Origin of the sequence: Mesorhizobium sp. M1406 (assembly GCF_040317555.1) — a bacterium.
Classification (GTDB): domain Bacteria; phylum Pseudomonadota; class Alphaproteobacteria; order Rhizobiales; family Rhizobiaceae; genus Mesorhizobium.
Window position 1 is genome coordinate 1 of the sequence record NZ_JAMYKW010000088.1, and the last position, 15,661, is coordinate 15,661.

Consider the following 15,661-nt stretch of genomic DNA (forward strand, 5'->3'; position numbering starts at 1 on the left):
GGAACGCTACTACGCCATGCTGGATGAACCAGCCATAGCCGCGTGACTCAAACGAAACGGCCTCCGGAAAACCCGGGGCGGTTCAAGATGGCAGCAACGACCAGGTAGACAGCTGCTGCATAAGCGAACGCAGGCAATGGATCGTGCGTCGCACCCGCAACGATCTGCGCACGGCGTGTAAGTTCAGTGACGCCAATGGCAGAAGCGATCGCCGTCAACTTGATTACGACCAGCAGCAAACTTCCCAGACTGGGAGCGGCCAACCGAAGCATCAGCGGAATCGCTATCCGCACATTTATGAGATACCCCGGCATTCCCACCGCCTGTGCGGCTTCAAGCAACCCTCGTGGAACGGCCCGGTACGCGTCGGAGAAGATCTGACAGGCATATGATCCAATTTGGATTCCCAGGGCAGTCAACGCTGCCGCAAACGGACTTGGATCTGGGATGCCGACCGAACGAGCGAACCCGATGGAGCCATAGTACGCGAGAAAGATCGTGAGCAGTTCCGGCAGCGCACGGAACACGCTGATGTAGATCGATATGAGGAACTTGACCAGATGCGATGAGTGATCACGGATAAGCGCCAGCAGTAGGCCGATCACGGCTGCCGCTACAAACGAAGAGCCTCCTAAAGCGACCGATGACACGATCCCTTGCAGCAGATAAGGTAGATAGTCTGACGTAGTGTTCACGAGGAGCTGCCTTCATTCTATTTTAAAGAAACTTGGCCGATCTGCTCGGCGCCGATCCCTGCCTTGCTCGCCATACGTTTTAGGGCGTTGCGAAGCGCAATGACGCCGCTACTTCTTAGCTCTAGGAGTGGAGCCTGTCCGTTTGATCCGACTGTTTGCTGACCTTCCTGTGCATAGGCTGCAATCAACTGTTCATCTGGATCGAACTTTGCTTCCGCCACAAAACCGGCTTTAATTTCATCCACCAAGCTCTGCACGAATCCTTCGTACATATGCGGATTTTGCGTTCCTAAGTAAAACACGCTAGAGGGGCCCATCACTGCCCATCTTAGAGCTGGCCCGGCCGAAATCGCACCGTCGATCGTCTCAAGATCGGCCACCCCCCGCGAATAAATATAGAATATCTCCTTCAGAACGGCCGCCTGTATACGGTTCCCAATGTATCCTTCGATTTCACGCTTAAGCTCAACGACTTCGCATCCCGTTCTGTAAAAATCGGAAGCAACCGCAGCAGCGATCGGCGCTTCATCCCCACCCGCAATCTCGACCAATGGAATAAGATAGGGGGGATTGAACGGGTGGCCGATGATAGTCCGTTCGGGGCCCTTAGCCTTCACTCTCAGGTCTTTCGCGAGAAAGCCTGCGGAACTGGAAGCGACGATCGCATCAGGAGGCGCAAGGTCCGTTATGGCCTGGAACAGATCTTTTTTTTGGCTCAAGACTTCAGGCGAGCTTTCCTGGATAAATTCGGCGCCGCTGAGCGCCCCCTCCAGGTTTGCCTTGAACCTCACACGATCCAATTTCGCGTTTGGTGAGAGTCCAAGCTGCTCCAGCGAAGGCATTGCTTTCTCAAGAAAGCGGTCGAGCCAATCTTGTCGCTCAGGCAAAGGGTCATAGACTATTACGTCCAACCCGGCGCGCATGAAATGCGCAGCCCATCCAGCGCCAATATTACCGGCGCCGACACAAACCACGCTTGTAAAGCGCTTCTCTAAGAATTCCACATCCATATCGACCTCCGCGCTATGCCTTCGATCCCTCTGATTCCTAGTGGCGCATTCGGGCCAGGAAGCGATGAAGTTCTTCGGACTTGGGAGATTCGATCAGACTGCGCGGAGGACCTTCTTCCTCGACCAGGCCTTTCCGAAGGAAGAGCATCTTGCTAGAAACGTCTCTCGCGAACGCGATCTCGTGCGTTACGATCAACATTGTTCTGCCCTCTTTCGCCAGGTCGGCCATGACCGCAAGAACCTCACCAACCAGTTCGGGGTCCAAGGCCGACGTCGGCTCGTCGAAAAGCAGGACGTCTGGGTTCATCGCAAGGGCACGCGCGATTGCTACCCGCTGCTGCTGTCCGCCTGATAGTTGAGACGGCCGATAATCTGCTCGATCTGCGAGACCGACGCGGGCGAGAAGATCGAGCGCACGTGATCGCGCAGCCTTCGGAGATTCTTTCAGAACCCGAACTGGGCCTTCCATGACATTTTCAGTAGCTGTCATGTGTGGCCAGAGGTTGAAGGATTGGAACACCATCCCCACTTCGCGACGCAGCACGCACAATTTTTGTTTGCTCGCGCGAGAACGACTTAGGGCATCGGAAGCTTGATGGATCTCACCACGAATAGTAACAGTCCCGCTCGTAGGAATCTCAAGAAAGTTCAAACAGCGAAGAAAGGTGGATTTTCCTGATCCAGACGCACCGATCAAGCTAATAACATCCCCACGCTTCGCTTCCAGGGAAATTCCGCGAAGAACGTCGATGTCCGCAAAGCGTTTTTCGATCTTGTCAGCACGCAGGACGAAATCCGTATTAGAACCGGAGGGTTTGAAGTTCGAGTCGACCTGCATTTCGTTCCCCTATTTCTAAATGACAAAGGCCCAGCCCTGTGCACATTTAGATTATTTGGTCTTGGGCCAAATTTGACAGATGAGTTTATCATCCGCGCACAGACCGAGAAGTTAGATTATCGAATTGTTTCATTCATAATGCGAATGAATAGAGAATAGCCGGCGCGGCGAACATAGCTGGCTATCTGCGCCGCGGCGGTGACATTTTTCGAAACGGGTAGCTCCTAAGCTCGCGGCCTCTCCACGCCTAGCTTCTGCCGAGTTTCTGATGCGGACAACACGGATCCGCCCATGCCACGGACAAGGCCAACAGCCCGCTCAACCAACGTGTCATTATCGGCAAAGACTCCCTTATCAAGATAGAGATTATCCTCTAGGCCGACGCGAACGTTGCCTCCCTGACCTACAGCGAGCGGAACGAAACGCAGCTCATCACGCCCGATTGCAAACGCACTCCACGTCGCTTCCGCTGGAGCCAATTGCTTGAAAGCGTCGAGAACGAATGGTTCCGCCGGCGCCCCACCAGGGATGCCGAGGCAAAATTGGATCAGCGGAGTCCCTTCAAGGCGACCCTCAGCGAGTATTTTTTTGACGAAGGCCAGGTGGCCGAGTTCGAATACCTCAAGCTCGGGCTTTATGCCGAGCGACCGAATATGCTTGGCCATCGGCCGAAGGTACGCAGCCGGCGCCGTGTAAATAAGGTCGCCATCGCCGAAATTCATGGAGCCGCAATCCAAGGTGCATATTTCAGGCTTCAATTTCGGCTCACGGCACAGACGATCCAGATGCCGAAGGCGCTCGATTGGGCCGAGCAGATCTGTCCCGGGTCCCGCAAGCTTTGTTTCCGGCGTTTCTGTAAGGACGAGGTCGCCAGCCATGCCGCAGCTCACGTTGATGATCACATCCGTATCGCTATCGCGGATGAGAGATATGATCTCCACGAAAAGCTCCGGGTCCCTGCTTTGCTGACCCGTTTGGGGATCACGCGCGTGGAGGTGAACGATTGCAGCACCCGCCTTTGCGGCTGAGATCGCGGCGTCCGCAATTTCCTTGGGAGTGACCGGTATCCGGGGGTGGCGAGAAACAGTGTCTGCACCGCCAGTTACCGCGCAGGTGATGAATGTGCCCATTTTAGATCCTTGTCTGTTGCAGGCGACGTTGCTTCTTCGTGCCTCTAAAGGCGAGTTGACAGAACTGCACTCAGACTCGCTCACCATCGCACCGGATTTCCAAAACTGCGATGCTGTCCTTAGAAAGACTATGACGCCGTGCGGGACCCCAGACAAATTATCGCTTCTTATCAACCTATTCTTAAATCCAATAAGTCAATTTCCGACCTGGATAAGATATTGCGTCGCAAACAAAGCTGCCGTTCAATGATGAACGGCAGCGAGAGGGCCCTTTCGGGCTGAGGAGCGCTGATCATCGGACCGCTATTTTACCAGGCGGGGAATCGGGCCCGCGGCCCTACGGTTCGACCTGCTGCGATATTAGACGTTCAGCAGCCGTGCGGATGGTATCGGGCAATGGCACGGCTTCGCGCTTTTCGAGGTCGAACATAACGCTCACGATCTCGATTGTTGCGTGAAGATTGCCGCTGGGTCCCGTCAATTCATGTTGGAAAGTCAGCGACGTCCGGCCGACCTTGATGATCCGAGTGCAAACTCTCAACAAGCCGCCAGATCTAACCTCTTCGCGGAATTCGATCACGTGACGTACATCCGCCCATCCAAGATGAGCGCCCGCAAGTTGATCTACTCCGCCTCCCAGACCACCAACAAAGAAGGAGGACGCATCATCGAAGAACGCCGTGTAAAAACGGACGTTCATGTGTCCCATTGCGTCACAGAGCCACGGATGTGCTACGGCTTTCAATGTTTCCATAACCACGTAAGATCCCAATGTTCGTGGGATTGCGCCCGGCGGATCGCCACGATTCCCAGGACAGCAGTTTTCAATGGGTTTGCTAAGCGCTGATGCCGCCATCGACTGGCAACGCTATACCGGTGATTGATCGCGCGGATTCACTACATAGAAACAGCATAGCCGATGCGACTTCAGTCGGATCAACGAAACGCTTGGTCGGCATTTGATTCAGAAAATGCTCTTTGGCCGTTGGATCGACAGACAAACCGAGGGCCGCGGCTTTCGCTTCAACTTGCGCAGCTGCGAGCGGTGCATACACCCACCCGGGGCAGATCGCATTGCACGTGATCCCAAGTTCAGCGCCTTCCAGTGCCACTGTCGAGTAAGCCCGAGAATACCGTGCTTTGCGGCGACATATGCCGTCTTGCCGACTTCGCCGGCGAGAGCCAGCGTCGAAGCGGTGTTGACGATCCGACCCCATCCTTTCCGTTTCATTCCCGGGAACACGGCCCTGATAGCGTGGAATGCTGCGCCAAGATTAACAGCCATTAGTCGGTCCCATTGCTCGCTCGAAAGCTCTCCACGCCGCTCACAAACTGAACGCCGGCGTTGTTTATGAGGTATCGATGTCGCCAAGTTGCGCGATCGCGGCCTCAACCAACGCGCCGCGCTGTCGGCCGTCTGACAAATCGTGATCGAAATGGAAGCTCTTGTGGCCGCTAACCTCGCTGAGTTCGTTTACAAACCCAGATATGGAGTCCGGTCGCCTAGGCCATCAATGGCAACCTGTGCGCCAGATCGCGCGAACGTCCTCGCTATTTCTTGCCCCATCCCGGTTGTGGATCCGGTGATCAATACCGTATGTCCAGCCAGTAATACGCTAAAATCGGCGCCCATAATTGCTCAACCCAATAACTGAATTGGCTTAAAGCTATCAGAGGCCGCACTTGAAGATAACGCGTTTTCTGTTATCGATATATGCAGTTCGTGAATAAGTGAGCGGCAGATGGACATCGGACTTTTGCGAACATTTACGGCTGTCGCGGCACTGGGTAGTTTCTCCGGAGCCGCGCAGCGCCTGAATATGACCCAGTCGACGGTTAGCCAGCAGATCGCACGGCTTGAAGAACACTTAGGAAAGCAACTGTTAATTCGCACAACGCGACGCTGTCACCTTACCCATGATGGTGACGAACTCATGGAGCGCGCGAGCCAGGTGGTTGCACTGGTCGACCAGATGGAAAACGCATTCAGGCCTGAGTTAAGTAGTGGAACTGTCGTCGTGGGCGTAGTTGACGATTCCTACCTTTTTGCTCCGCTCACGCGAGCGCTCGCAGAGTTTGTTGAACGTCGCCCCACCGTAAATATCGAGATAAGAGCAGGAATGTCTGCAGACCTTTTGCGCGAGCTAAAGGCGCGCAATATCGAACTCGCATTGCTGCGGGTCGACCCAGAGGTGGAACGCGCTGGGCTCTTACAGACCAGCAAGCTGGTCTGGATATCTGCAGACAATTGGCAGGTTCCAGCCAACGGAGTCATTCCGTTGGCGGTCGTCGGCGGCACATGCAACTACCACAAGGTCGCTCTCGATACGCTGAGGCGGGCGAACCTTCAATCACGACGAGTGGTCACCTGCAGCAGTCTCGAAGGCGTGCTGGAAGTCGTCCGAGCTGGTCTTGCGGTTTCCGTGGTTCCGGAGGGGGAATTGCGCAGCGGCATGCAAATCGTGAACGACCGATGCCTCCCACGCCTCCCCCATACGGGTCTCAAAATCAGCTTCAGCGAGTACGAACCATCGTTGGCGGCAAAACAATTGGCACGGGTGATTGAGAATACGCTTCAAAATCAGGTGCCGCTTCGGCGTAAATGACAGCCGTCCAAGTCAGAGATCAATGAACAATGAGCCGAGAATGTCCCGACCAGTTCGCTAAGTTTTTCGGCGGTCGCCATCGACAGTGTCCAGCCGAGCGATCCGTGGCCGCAGTTCAGGTAGAGGCCTTTGACTCTTGTGGGGCCGACAACGGGCTTGCTGTCGGGCGTGACTGGTCGAAATCCTGTCCACGCGTGGACCTCCCCGTCGTAATCTCCTGCCTTCGGGAAGATGCCCTTAGCAGTGGTGAGAAGGGTGCGGAACCTGTCCTCTTTGAACTTACCATTGACGGGCCCGATGTCTGCAAGTCCGGCAATTCGCAGTCGGTCGCCTATTCTGCAAAAGACCGTCTTTCGGGCCGTGTCGGTAATGCTCGCAACAGGGGCTAAGGTCAGAGCCGGAACAGTAAGCGAATATCCTTGAACCGGCCAGATCGGCAAAGAAATTCCAGCGGTCTTCGCGATAGGCGCAGTCCACGCCCCTAGAGAGATCACCGCGCGGCTGCATTGAATTTCCTCCGTTTCTGCTGTGACCCCGACGAGCTCGTTCGCACGAGTCTGAATACGGCGGACCTTCGTGTTAAACAGAAAGCACACGCCATAATCTCGCTCAAGCAGAACCCGAAGGTTCCTGCAAAACAAGCTGGAATCGCCAGCTTCGTCGTGGGGCGACCATATCGCTCCCTCGAAAAAATGGCCGTAGTGCGCTAGCGCTGGCTCTTTCTCGAGCGCCTGCTCTCGCGTCAATACGACCTGACCTGCGCCATAACGGTTCTTGAGCTTGCTAAGCCCCTCTGCCTTCAGGAGGCTTTTCTTACTGGAGAAAAGTGTGATTTTGCCGGTTTTGCTGTAATCGAATTCCAGCTTCTCGGAAAGATCAGCGATGCCCGATCGGCTTTGCAGCCCAAGCTCCAAAATGTCGGTTGTGTTGCGTTCGAAGGCTTTCTGGGTTGCGTTCCCAAGGAACCTCAGGCCCCATGCCATAAATGCCGGTGAGAGCGTTAGGCGGACCCTAAAAGCCGGGTCAAGTCTGAGGATGTATTTCGGAATGTTCGCCGCGAGCGAGGGAGAGGCCATCGCATCGGTGTAATAGTAGCTGAGTTGAGCGCCGTTGCCAAAACTTGCGCCCGCTTCTGCAGGCCCTGGAGCGGCGTCAACGACGCAGACCTCATGTCCTTTTTTTGCCAGTGCGTAGGCGGACGTCATGCCGACGACGCCTGCGCCAAGAACTACGATGCGGCTCATTGAAAACCCTATTCCTGAAGACGAGCGATGACTTCGACTTCGACTGGGACGTCACGCGGCAAAGCAGCAACGCCGATTGCAAATCTGGCGTGGGCGCCACGCTCGCCAAAGACCTCGACAAACAGGTCCGAGGCGCCATTCACGACAGCGGGAATGTTGGTAAATTCGGGTGTGCAGGCGACGAAGCCGGACACCTTGACAAGCTCCAGCACCCTGGACAGCTTTCCTTCCGTCGCCACGGACAACTGGCTGATGACATTGAGCGCCGCCAATTTTGCCGCTTCATAGGCCGTTTTTTGCGAAACCGCATCGCCGACCCGACCTGTGTATTTCACTACCCCGTCCTCCAGGGGCAGTTGGCCCGAGATGTAAGCCAAGCCGCGATCCACCTTGAATCCGAGTAGGTTGCCGGCCCGCTTGGAGATTTTCGGCAGAGCAAGGTTGAGCGAACTGATACGCTGTTCAGGGGTCTGGAGCATTGGTCACTTCTTCTTCCGGGAGTATTCTCGAGCCTTTGCCAGCAAGGCGTCGAAGATGAGTGCGTCGATATCGGCTACGCCATATTCTGGATGCCACTGCACCCCGACAGCAAAGCCGCCGTCTTTCTTCTCAAGTGCCTCCACCACCCCATCCGGAGAGACCGCGAGGACCTGGTAGGCATCCGAGGGAAGAACAGACTGGTGATGAACGCTGTTTACCTCATGAACCTCACCCCGCGGCATTTGCAGGTGGCGTGAGGTACCGCTGATCTCGATGCGGTGGTGAGCAATTGAGGCCGATTGATCGGGCTTATGTTCAAGGGCACTGTCGATTTCTGTAGGAATGTCTTGGACCAACTCCCCGCCAAGGCACACAGCCAGTAGCTGCATCCCGTTGCAAATACCGACAACGGGCATTGCGCGCGATAACGCTCCTTCAATCAAAGCCCGTTCGAAATCTGTTCGAGCGGGCTTCATCACATAATCCTTGCGCGCAGCTTGGCCATACAGCGCCGGGTCGATGTCGAACATGCCGCCGGTAACGAGCAACCCGTCTATGGCATCTAGATAGTCATGCACGTGTTCACGATAAGGGAGGAGGAAAGGGAGACCGCCAGCCTTCGAGATAGCGTCGGCATAATTTTGCCTCACGACATATTCGGTTTCGGGGGCGGCAAGATCGTTGATATCCGGCGTGATGCCGATGCGTGGTAGGTTAGGCATGTTCAACCTTAAGATAACCAGGCGAGCGCGACGTCTTCATAAATGTCGACTGCTTTAAGCACATTCTCGATAGAAACAGACTCATCGGGCTGCCCGCTTAGACCCAATGCACCGGGACCGATGATCGCAAACGGCACAGACAATCCGTCCAAAAGAACAGTGCCGTCGCTATAATAGGACACCCCTCTGATTTCCGGCGGGAGACCTCGATGACGGCCACAGACATCAACGCAAAGCTTGACGAATGTATCGTCTGGCGGGCTTTCAACGGCGGGCTTGAAGTCCAAAATACTGATTGACACGTCAGCGGGCGCAAGCTGCGAAACTTTTTCGACGATTTCTTTATGATCCACACCAGGATGAAGCCGAATATCAAAATCGACTGTGCAGTGGTCTGGGGTGAGATTCACTGCTGAGCCGCCCTGAATGCGACCCACTCGAAGAGTTTGCTCATCGAGGAGTGGATGCTGCGGGCCCTTTAGATCCAATGCATAAAGACGAGCTAAAAATTGGTGGATAAGGTCGATCGCGTTCACGCCAGCGGCCCCCGAGACATGTCCTAACCTACCTGTGGCGGTTGCTCGCAGCCATAGCGCTGCCTTTTCCACAATCACCACGTCGAGATCGCTGGGCTCACCGCACAGAAATGCGCCTATCTCCTCCTTTAAGCCCTGTTCCGCGAACCGTCGCGCCCCAAGCAAGTTCGCACTTTCGCCTGCGGTGAACGCAAGAATCACGTCCCCCTTCAGCTTTTGCCGGGATTCCTTGGCCAGTTTGCCAGCCGCCGCGATCATGGCGGCGAGAGCGCTTTTCATATCGGTTGCGCCCCGTCCGTAAAGACGGCCATTTTCGACCTCGCCGGAGAACGGCCACCTCTGCCACGGAACGGTCCCAACGGGGACTGTATCCATATGCGACGAGAAAACCAAGGCAGTCTTCTCCCCCGTCCCGCGGATTCGTCCGAGAACATTTGCTCGGCCTGGCAGAAATTGATCTAAATCGGCTTCAACCCCAAGTGCGAGCAATTCTGCGTGCACTAGTTTGGCGATTTCGAACTCTCGTCCCGGAGGATCGCAGCTATCAATTGCAACGATTTTCTGAAGAAATCCGATAGGATCAAAATATTGCCGACCTTCACTGTGCGGTCGAGCGCTAACAGTCGCCATCATATATCCTCTATGTTTTCTGGAAGAGAATGGCGATTTTGTCACCTTAGTTGAAACGCAAAAGCGTGATGAATTGATCGAGGAACTTTATGAATGACAGCTGGCCTAGCCGGGTTCCCTTAGTCACTCAAACGTCGATGAGGCGCCGCAATTATGCATGCAAAATGGCAGATAGGATGTATGGCCTCTATGTTGCCGTACACGAGCCTTAGGAATTCCAACGCGCGTGTGGGAGCCCTCTGATTGAGGACTCTCACACTGAAGCGTTCAGGCTGAATTTGATTATTCTGAATTACGAGCTGTTCGGGATAACGACCTCGCCTTTGGGAACGGACAGGAAGTGCTTGAGCGCATTCTCGGTCAATTGCGACACGCTGTTTTGGTAGTTGTTATGTGAAAGGCTTCCCGCCCAAGTCACCGCCCCCGCAGCGAACATCCCTCCGCCTTTTGGATGCTCCATGTAGCTAATGTGACTGAGCGGAGGTAAGGGTGAGTACGAGAAACTGCCCGGCTCAGATGCTTCCGCTAGGATCGTCAAACCAGGGCGCTGCAACCTTACTGCGTCCATTTCAAAGGCAGCCGCTGTACCGAGGTTCAGACCAAAGTTACCAATGGATTCGTCGGCGATGCCGTCAAAGAAGGGCGCAAACTTGGTCGAGTAGCTCTCCGGCCTCCGTACAAATCCTTTAGGGTCTTTAACTGCCGCAAAGAGATTTGCAGCATATTCGAGGCCTGTGACTCCGGCAGTAGATCTGCCTCGTTCCAGCCAAGTGCCACCGAATTCACCGGTCGTGGAATGGTGCTCATTACCCTTTTCGGCCTTGAACGGTGGATAGAGTCCGGCGCTACTTTTTCGGACCTCCATCAAGTGCGGTCTCATTTTATCGATCGATGTGACCCAATACAGGCCGTTGCCACCGACGTACAGGCATCGTCCGCCTTGCGCCAAATATTGATCCAGTTGATCGCGCATACTACACGTCCAATATTCAGGGTGGCCGGCAATGATCAGAACTTTATAAGCTGGCAGCAGATCGCCGTTGGATGCAGCGAGGTCGTGGTCGGAATACAGGTCGTAGGAGATGTTGATATGCTCAAGCCAGTCAGTGAGGTACAAATCCGCCACCATGGTGTGCGCACCCCAGTTTTGGATCGCCTTCTTGGGATTGCCGGTACGATGGGGCTTCCGATGCGATGAATAAAACACACGAGAGCCATCTGAGTGAGCATCATAAAGACACAAAGCGCGATCGAGCGCGCCGTCATCGGTGAATCGCGCCGGATCCCGGTTGCTCGAATAGGCCTGCCAAGTGAGCGTCGGGACAAGCACGCAGACGTCAACCCGCGCTCGTTTGGGCCGCACCACAAACGGCAAAAACAACTCGTCAACGTCGTTCCAAACCCGCGCTGCATATATTCCGGGCTTCGTGTCAGGCAACTCGACACTTAGCGTGGTTTTCCAATTCGCATCGTCGAGATCATCTTCGTGGAAGTGTATGGCATTGTATTCGTGGGGAACACCTGCCAGTCCACCACTCCACGGACCGCTCCATTTAGGGCCCGTGACGGCGCGAGCAGGTGCGTTGATGACGCGTCCGTGGCGATTGGAAACCCCATCGACGGCAAGCGTCGTACCGACTTGCTGATCGAATTTCCAATGGCTGATAAGGTTTGGAATACGGCCTGGATTAAAGCCGTCCGCGAGTTGCTTAACCTGCTCGATCGTTAATGCGCCTCGGTAGAGAACGGGATCGCTTAATTTCCCATTGAAGTGTCCCCAATGCCTGTTGCCGGACTTGCTGCCTGCAAACGTAAGGGGGTCACTGGAGGTGTGTATCGTTGAAAACGGCACGTCAACTTCAGTCGTTGTTAAGCCGCCAAAATTGCTAGGAGCGTTCTCGATAGAGCGGCTCAACGCCTGATGAACGGCCAGCTGGTTTGTCTTTGGATCGTAGGAAACGGCGGCAAAATGCCACTCTTCTGCAGAAACAAATTCGTGAGCCGTGCACCACTCGGCGCGATTTCCGGAACCAGAGAGCGCTGCAGTCAGCATCGAATCTCCAGCAAGATAGAGACCGAACGAAAAGTTCCCCGGCTCACCTATTGCCGCAAGTGTCTGCCATCCCCGATTAAGGAGAGTGGGGAAAAACCAGACGGCGAGCGTAAATCCTTCGGTGAGGTCAATTGAACCATCGACCTCAATCAACGATCCCAGTGGAAGATGCTGCTCCGTAAGGACAATGCCATCCGACTTGAACCAGTCGCAATGCTCAACCTTGTAGCCGGGTCCTCCGGCTCGCGGGTCGCCATGTACCAAGCGAAGCAGTTCGACATTGGCTATCGCTTTTTCCGCGCCGCTTATCTTGAAATCCTGGACCTCGCCGGGAGCTACGCTGACCTGTTGTGCGTAGCCCTCAAGGGGGGAAACTAGGGTCGGTGAATTGGGTACTTTGCTCATAGTTTCCCTCCTGTCCCGCCACGGACGATCAGTTATTCAGAATGTTGCGGCCGAACCATTTTTGGGAAATTTTGTCGTATTCCCCATTCTTGACGATGGTGTCGAGAGCGGCCTTCAGCCGCGCAGCCCACTCACCTTCATCTTTCCGAAGCATGAAACCCTGTCCCCGCCCCCAATACTTGGGATCATTGATGCTTGGCCCAACCATCTTGTAGACATCGGGCTGCTTCTTGGCATAGCCGTAGACGAGTTGGTTTTCATCGCTGAACACAGCATCCACTCGCCCCGCGTTCAGGTCAAGGATCGCGCCACTGATCTGGTCATACGGTTGGACGGTCATGAACTTTGCAAAAGTATCGCCGCTGTACTTGACGATGGCTGACGCGCTCTTCTCGATTCCCAGTGTCTTTCCTTTTAGACTGGCTTCGCTCCCGTCGATCGAAGAGTTCGCGCTGACCATCAAACGAAACGTCGGTCTGATGTAAGGACCAACCATCGTGAACTTCTCAAGTCGCTCCTTAGTCATGGCAGTGGTGTTGATGATAACGTCGATTTGCCCCGACTGTAACGCCGCGATTTGACCATCACCCGCAACCGCTTGGACGTCACAGGTCACATCCATAGCTTTGCAGAGCGCATCGGAAATTTCGAAGTCGAAACCGGCTAGTTCACCGCCGGGAGTTTGAAAGGAGAATGGCTCCCAAAGGGGATCCATTCCCACCTTGAGCGTATCCTTCGCACTTGCGGATTGCGCGCCCAGCGCGAACGTTCCGACCACGCCAAGTATCATGAGCAGTTTGGGCATTTTCATTTGTAGTTCCTCTCTTTCTTAAGTTAGTGGCGCATTCTCGCAAGAAACCTCCATCAGTTTCTCGGGATCGCTGTGGCTCGGCCAGATAATCGCGGCGAGCATTGCTCCTCCAGGGACGACCCTAGACTAACACTGGGCATAGGGGGGAAAAGAGAGATTATCGAATTAATCTATTCACATTTGCGATAAGTTGATGTCACGGTCCAATCCGCTGCAACCGGGGCGACCATGACCACGTCACGACGCGCCACACAGAGATTTTTGAACCGCGCGTAGATCGATCAAATTCCACCACTTTGTTACAGCAGGTCACTCTGGGTCTTATGGTCGCGCTAGATGTCCCAAATTTCCTTATTCAGAACTCGAATAGATTAATTCGATAATCTGTCTTTTCGGCACTTTCGGCAGCAGTTAAGTTCGATCTGAACGCTCCACCAAGCAAGGCAACGACTGCATGACCTGGCGGAATGCCACGACTGCGGCTCGTAATGTGAAAAGGTCGTTGAGGTGCCCGCTGAGTGGGAAGGGCATCGACGGAGTAAGCTAATCGATCGTTGAAGCGGCTTGACGGACTAACTGTCGAGCTCGTTTCGTTACTGGGAGTGACCTACAATGCGCGTCTTCGTTGCGTCTATGAAGCACGAAAGCCACAGTTTCTGCAGGAGCCGCACCGACATCGACGCGTTTAGGCGACGCGATTATGTGCTCGGACCCGCCATACCCAAACGCTTCCGTGGCACGCGCACAGAATGGGGCGCCGCCTTCGACGCTGCCGATGAATACGGCTGGGAACTGATACATCCGCTCGCCGCGGGTGCTGTGCCTGCAGGGTTAGTAACCAGCGCTGCTTTCGATCATCTCAGTGAGGTGATCCTGGCGGGGCTTAAGGACGCCACGCCTATCGACGGCATCCTGCTCATTCTGCACGGCGCGATGATCGCCGAGGGCTACGACGACGCAGAAGGTGAGTTGCTGATCCGAGTGCGCAAACTGGTCGGGTGGGACATCCCCATCGCGATCACACTGGACATGCATGCCAACGTGACCGATGAAATGGCGCGCCATTGCAGCATTCTGTCGACTTATCGCACCACTCCTCATGTTGACTTGTATGAGACGGGCATGCGGTCGGCCCGATTGCTCCAACGGGCAATGACGGGAGAAGTGCATCCGCGCGTTGTCGTCGCGCGTCGCGCTATGATTGACCTCGATGAGGGACGCACCATTGGTTTAGACGCGCCGATGCCCGAAATTCTGCGGATTGCTAATCAGGCCGAAAATACCATAGCGGGCGTCCTAACCGTCAGCGTGCAGGCTGGATATCCATGGGCCGATATTGCGCAGGCCGGCACTTCGGTTGCCGTTACCGGAGATGGCTATCAGGCGCGTTACATCGAGCTAGCCGAACAGCTTATGGACGAATGCTGGAAACGGCGACACATCAGCACCATCGATCTGATGCCGCTCGATTCCGCAATCGCCGCAATTAAGGCTCACCAGCTAAAGGGCGGTGGTGCAAAAATTGGAGAACATGGCCCGCTGCTGGTTGGCGACTTTACCGACTGCCCTGCCGGTGGCGCCGGAGGTGATGGAACCAATTTGCTGAAGGCGATGTTGGATGGCGGCATCAATGATGCAGTGCTCGGCTTTGTCAACGATTCGGCCGCAGTCCAAGCTGGAAAGGCTGCCGGTGTCGGTGCCGCGATCAGTGTCAAACTAGGCGGCAAGTGCGACCCGGACTTCGGCGGCGGCCCGCTGGAGGTCACCGGTAGGGTCGTTCATCTGTCGGATGGGAACTATGTGCGCAAGGGTCCGATGGCGACTGGTACGTCCGGCTCGCTCGGACCGACGATGACAATAGCCATCAATGGCATTCGTGTCGTCGTTTGCTCTCACAGCTATGCGGTCGACGACCGCGAGCAGTTTCGTGCCGCTGGAATAGACCCAGACCATGAACATGTTCTTGCCTGCAAAGCAATGAACCATTTCCGCGCCGATTTCGAGCCGGTCTCGAGCGGGCTCATCTATGTCGACAGCGGCGGGGTATGCTCAACCAATTACCTGCGGTTTCCCTACACCAAACTGCGTCGGCCGATGTCTCCGATTGATTTCAGTTAGACCGAGCTGTCAACGAGGACTTTGAATCAGCCGACCTATTGGAGACTTAAAGCTATGGAGTGGATTGCGGCCGCCCATCGCCAAGCAGATGAACCATTTGGAAATGTTCGGCCCGCAGCAACCTTGAACGAAGATGTTCGTATGTGTGCGCTCCGCACGAGGTGTCGCACAACGTTACGAACGTTAGCGGTCAGCTAACAAGCGCATAGCAGATCCGCAAAGGCGCGGTGCTCGAAATGTGGCCCACCTAGGGGTCTCACAAACAACAATCCTAAAGAGGAGTTTTCAACAAATGTCAGCCACTGCGGACTCGTTTAAACGAAATGCTGATATCGACTCCGTGCTCAACGACGCACGGCAGCGATTTGTCGACCGCAATCCCA

13 protein-coding genes and 1 pseudogene are annotated in these 15,661 nt (G+C 55.1%); 2 read left to right on the forward strand and 12 right to left on the reverse strand.

Translation table 11 applies throughout. The annotated features are described in order from the left end of the window. Positions 1-47: 47 nt before the first annotated feature. From NKH03_RS31920 to NKH03_RS31945, 6 genes and pseudogenes are all read right to left on the reverse strand, one after another. Positions 48-695 (reverse strand): ABC transporter permease subunit, encoded by a 648-nt coding sequence (locus NKH03_RS31920; protein WP_352972853.1) that lies wholly within the window; start codon positions 693-695, stop codon positions 48-50. A gap of 17 nt (positions 696-712) precedes the next feature. After that, positions 713-1,705, reverse strand: a complete 993-nt coding sequence (locus NKH03_RS31925) for a 3-hydroxyacyl-CoA dehydrogenase NAD-binding domain-containing protein (protein ID WP_352972856.1) — start codon at positions 1,703-1,705, stop codon at positions 713-715. Positions 1,706-1,742: 37 nt separating this feature from the next. After that, positions 1,743-2,543, reverse strand: a complete 801-nt coding sequence (locus tag NKH03_RS31930; RefSeq protein ID WP_352972859.1) for an amino acid ABC transporter ATP-binding protein — start codon at positions 2,541-2,543, stop codon at positions 1,743-1,745. Positions 2,544-2,767: 224 nt separating this feature from the next. After that, positions 2,768-3,673 carry a beta-keto acid cleavage family enzyme gene (locus NKH03_RS31935; RefSeq protein ID WP_352972861.1) on the reverse strand — a complete coding sequence of 302 codons (906 nt, stop codon included), beginning with the start codon at positions 3,671-3,673 and terminating at the stop codon, positions 2,768-2,770. A gap of 337 nt (positions 3,674-4,010) precedes the next feature. Beyond that, entirely contained in the window at positions 4,011-4,427 is a 417-nt protein-coding gene (locus NKH03_RS31940; RefSeq protein WP_352972864.1) for an acyl-CoA thioesterase, read from the reverse strand. A gap of 82 nt (positions 4,428-4,509) precedes the next feature. Next, positions 4,510-4,958 (reverse strand): annotated as a pseudogene (locus NKH03_RS31945) (SDR family oxidoreductase). 457 nt (positions 4,959-5,415) lie between these two features. Between NKH03_RS31945 and NKH03_RS31950 the strand changes: the two are divergent. Next, positions 5,416-6,279 carry a LysR family transcriptional regulator gene (locus tag NKH03_RS31950; protein ID WP_352972866.1) on the forward strand — a complete coding sequence of 288 codons (864 nt, stop codon included), beginning with the start codon at positions 5,416-5,418 and terminating at the stop codon, positions 6,277-6,279. Here NKH03_RS31950 and NKH03_RS31955 read toward each other — a convergent pair. From NKH03_RS31955 to NKH03_RS31980, 6 genes are all read right to left on the reverse strand, one after another. Beyond that, positions 6,255-7,523, reverse strand: coding sequence for an FAD-dependent oxidoreductase (locus NKH03_RS31955; protein WP_352972869.1), 1,269 nt, complete (start codon positions 7,521-7,523; stop codon positions 6,255-6,257). The genes NKH03_RS31950 and NKH03_RS31955 overlap by 25 nt on opposite strands. A gap of 8 nt (positions 7,524-7,531) precedes the next feature. Further along, on the reverse strand, positions 7,532-8,002 hold the full coding sequence (locus tag NKH03_RS31960) for a RidA family protein (protein WP_352972871.1): 471 nt from the start codon (positions 8,000-8,002) through the stop codon (positions 7,532-7,534). A 3-nt stretch (positions 8,003-8,005) separates the two neighbouring features. Continuing rightward, a complete protein-coding gene (locus tag NKH03_RS31965) occupies positions 8,006-8,725 on the reverse strand; it encodes a gamma-glutamyl-gamma-aminobutyrate hydrolase family protein (protein WP_352972882.1) in 720 nt (239 codons plus the stop codon). An 8-nt stretch (positions 8,726-8,733) separates the two neighbouring features. After that, positions 8,734-9,894 carry a M20 family metallopeptidase gene (locus tag NKH03_RS31970; RefSeq protein WP_352972873.1) on the reverse strand — a complete coding sequence of 387 codons (1,161 nt, stop codon included), beginning with the start codon at positions 9,892-9,894 and terminating at the stop codon, positions 8,734-8,736. 289 nt (positions 9,895-10,183) lie between these two features. Further along, complete coding sequence (locus NKH03_RS31975; protein WP_352972876.1) at positions 10,184-12,349, reverse strand: N,N-dimethylformamidase beta subunit family domain-containing protein; 2,166 nt, start codon at positions 12,347-12,349, stop codon at positions 10,184-10,186. Between the two features lie 28 nt (positions 12,350-12,377). Beyond that, positions 12,378-13,160 (reverse strand): transporter substrate-binding domain-containing protein, encoded by a 783-nt coding sequence (locus NKH03_RS31980; protein ID WP_352972878.1) that lies wholly within the window; start codon positions 13,158-13,160, stop codon positions 12,378-12,380. Between the two features lie 612 nt (positions 13,161-13,772). On the opposite strand from NKH03_RS31980, the gene NKH03_RS31985 reads away from it, so the two are divergent. Further along, complete coding sequence (locus NKH03_RS31985) at positions 13,773-15,278, forward strand: M81 family metallopeptidase (protein ID WP_352972880.1); 1,506 nt, start codon at positions 13,773-13,775, stop codon at positions 15,276-15,278. Positions 15,279-15,661 lie beyond the last annotated feature (383 nt).

Coding starts and splice junctions, on each gene's coding strand:
- NKH03_RS31930 (WP_352972859.1), bottom strand. CDS start 2,543: ATGCAGGTCGACTCGAACTTCAAACCCTCCGGTTCTAATACGGATTTC.
- NKH03_RS31980 (WP_352972878.1), bottom strand. CDS start 13,160: ATGAAAATGCCCAAACTGCTCATGATACTTGGCGTGGTCGGAACGTTC.
- NKH03_RS31970 (WP_352972873.1), bottom strand. CDS start 9,894: ATGATGGCGACTGTTAGCGCTCGACCGCACAGTGAAGGTCGGCAATAT.
- NKH03_RS31940 (WP_352972864.1), bottom strand. CDS start 4,427: ATGGAAACATTGAAAGCCGTAGCACATCCGTGGCTCTGTGACGCAATG.
- NKH03_RS31965 (WP_352972882.1), bottom strand. CDS start 8,725: ATGCCTAACCTACCACGCATCGGCATCACGCCGGATATCAACGATCTT.
- NKH03_RS31950 (WP_352972866.1), top strand. CDS start 5,416: ATGGACATCGGACTTTTGCGAACATTTACGGCTGTCGCGGCACTGGGT.
- NKH03_RS31925 (WP_352972856.1), bottom strand. CDS start 1,705: ATGGATGTGGAATTCTTAGAGAAGCGCTTTACAAGCGTGGTTTGTGTC.
- NKH03_RS31985 (WP_352972880.1), top strand. CDS start 13,773: ATGCGCGTCTTCGTTGCGTCTATGAAGCACGAAAGCCACAGTTTCTGC.
- NKH03_RS31935 (WP_352972861.1), bottom strand. CDS start 3,673: ATGGGCACATTCATCACCTGCGCGGTAACTGGCGGTGCAGACACTGTT.
- NKH03_RS31975 (WP_352972876.1), bottom strand. CDS start 12,349: ATGAGCAAAGTACCCAATTCACCGACCCTAGTTTCCCCCCTTGAGGGC.
- NKH03_RS31960 (WP_352972871.1), bottom strand. CDS start 8,002: ATGCTCCAGACCCCTGAACAGCGTATCAGTTCGCTCAACCTTGCTCTG.
- NKH03_RS31955 (WP_352972869.1), bottom strand. CDS start 7,523: ATGAGCCGCATCGTAGTTCTTGGCGCAGGCGTCGTCGGCATGACGTCC.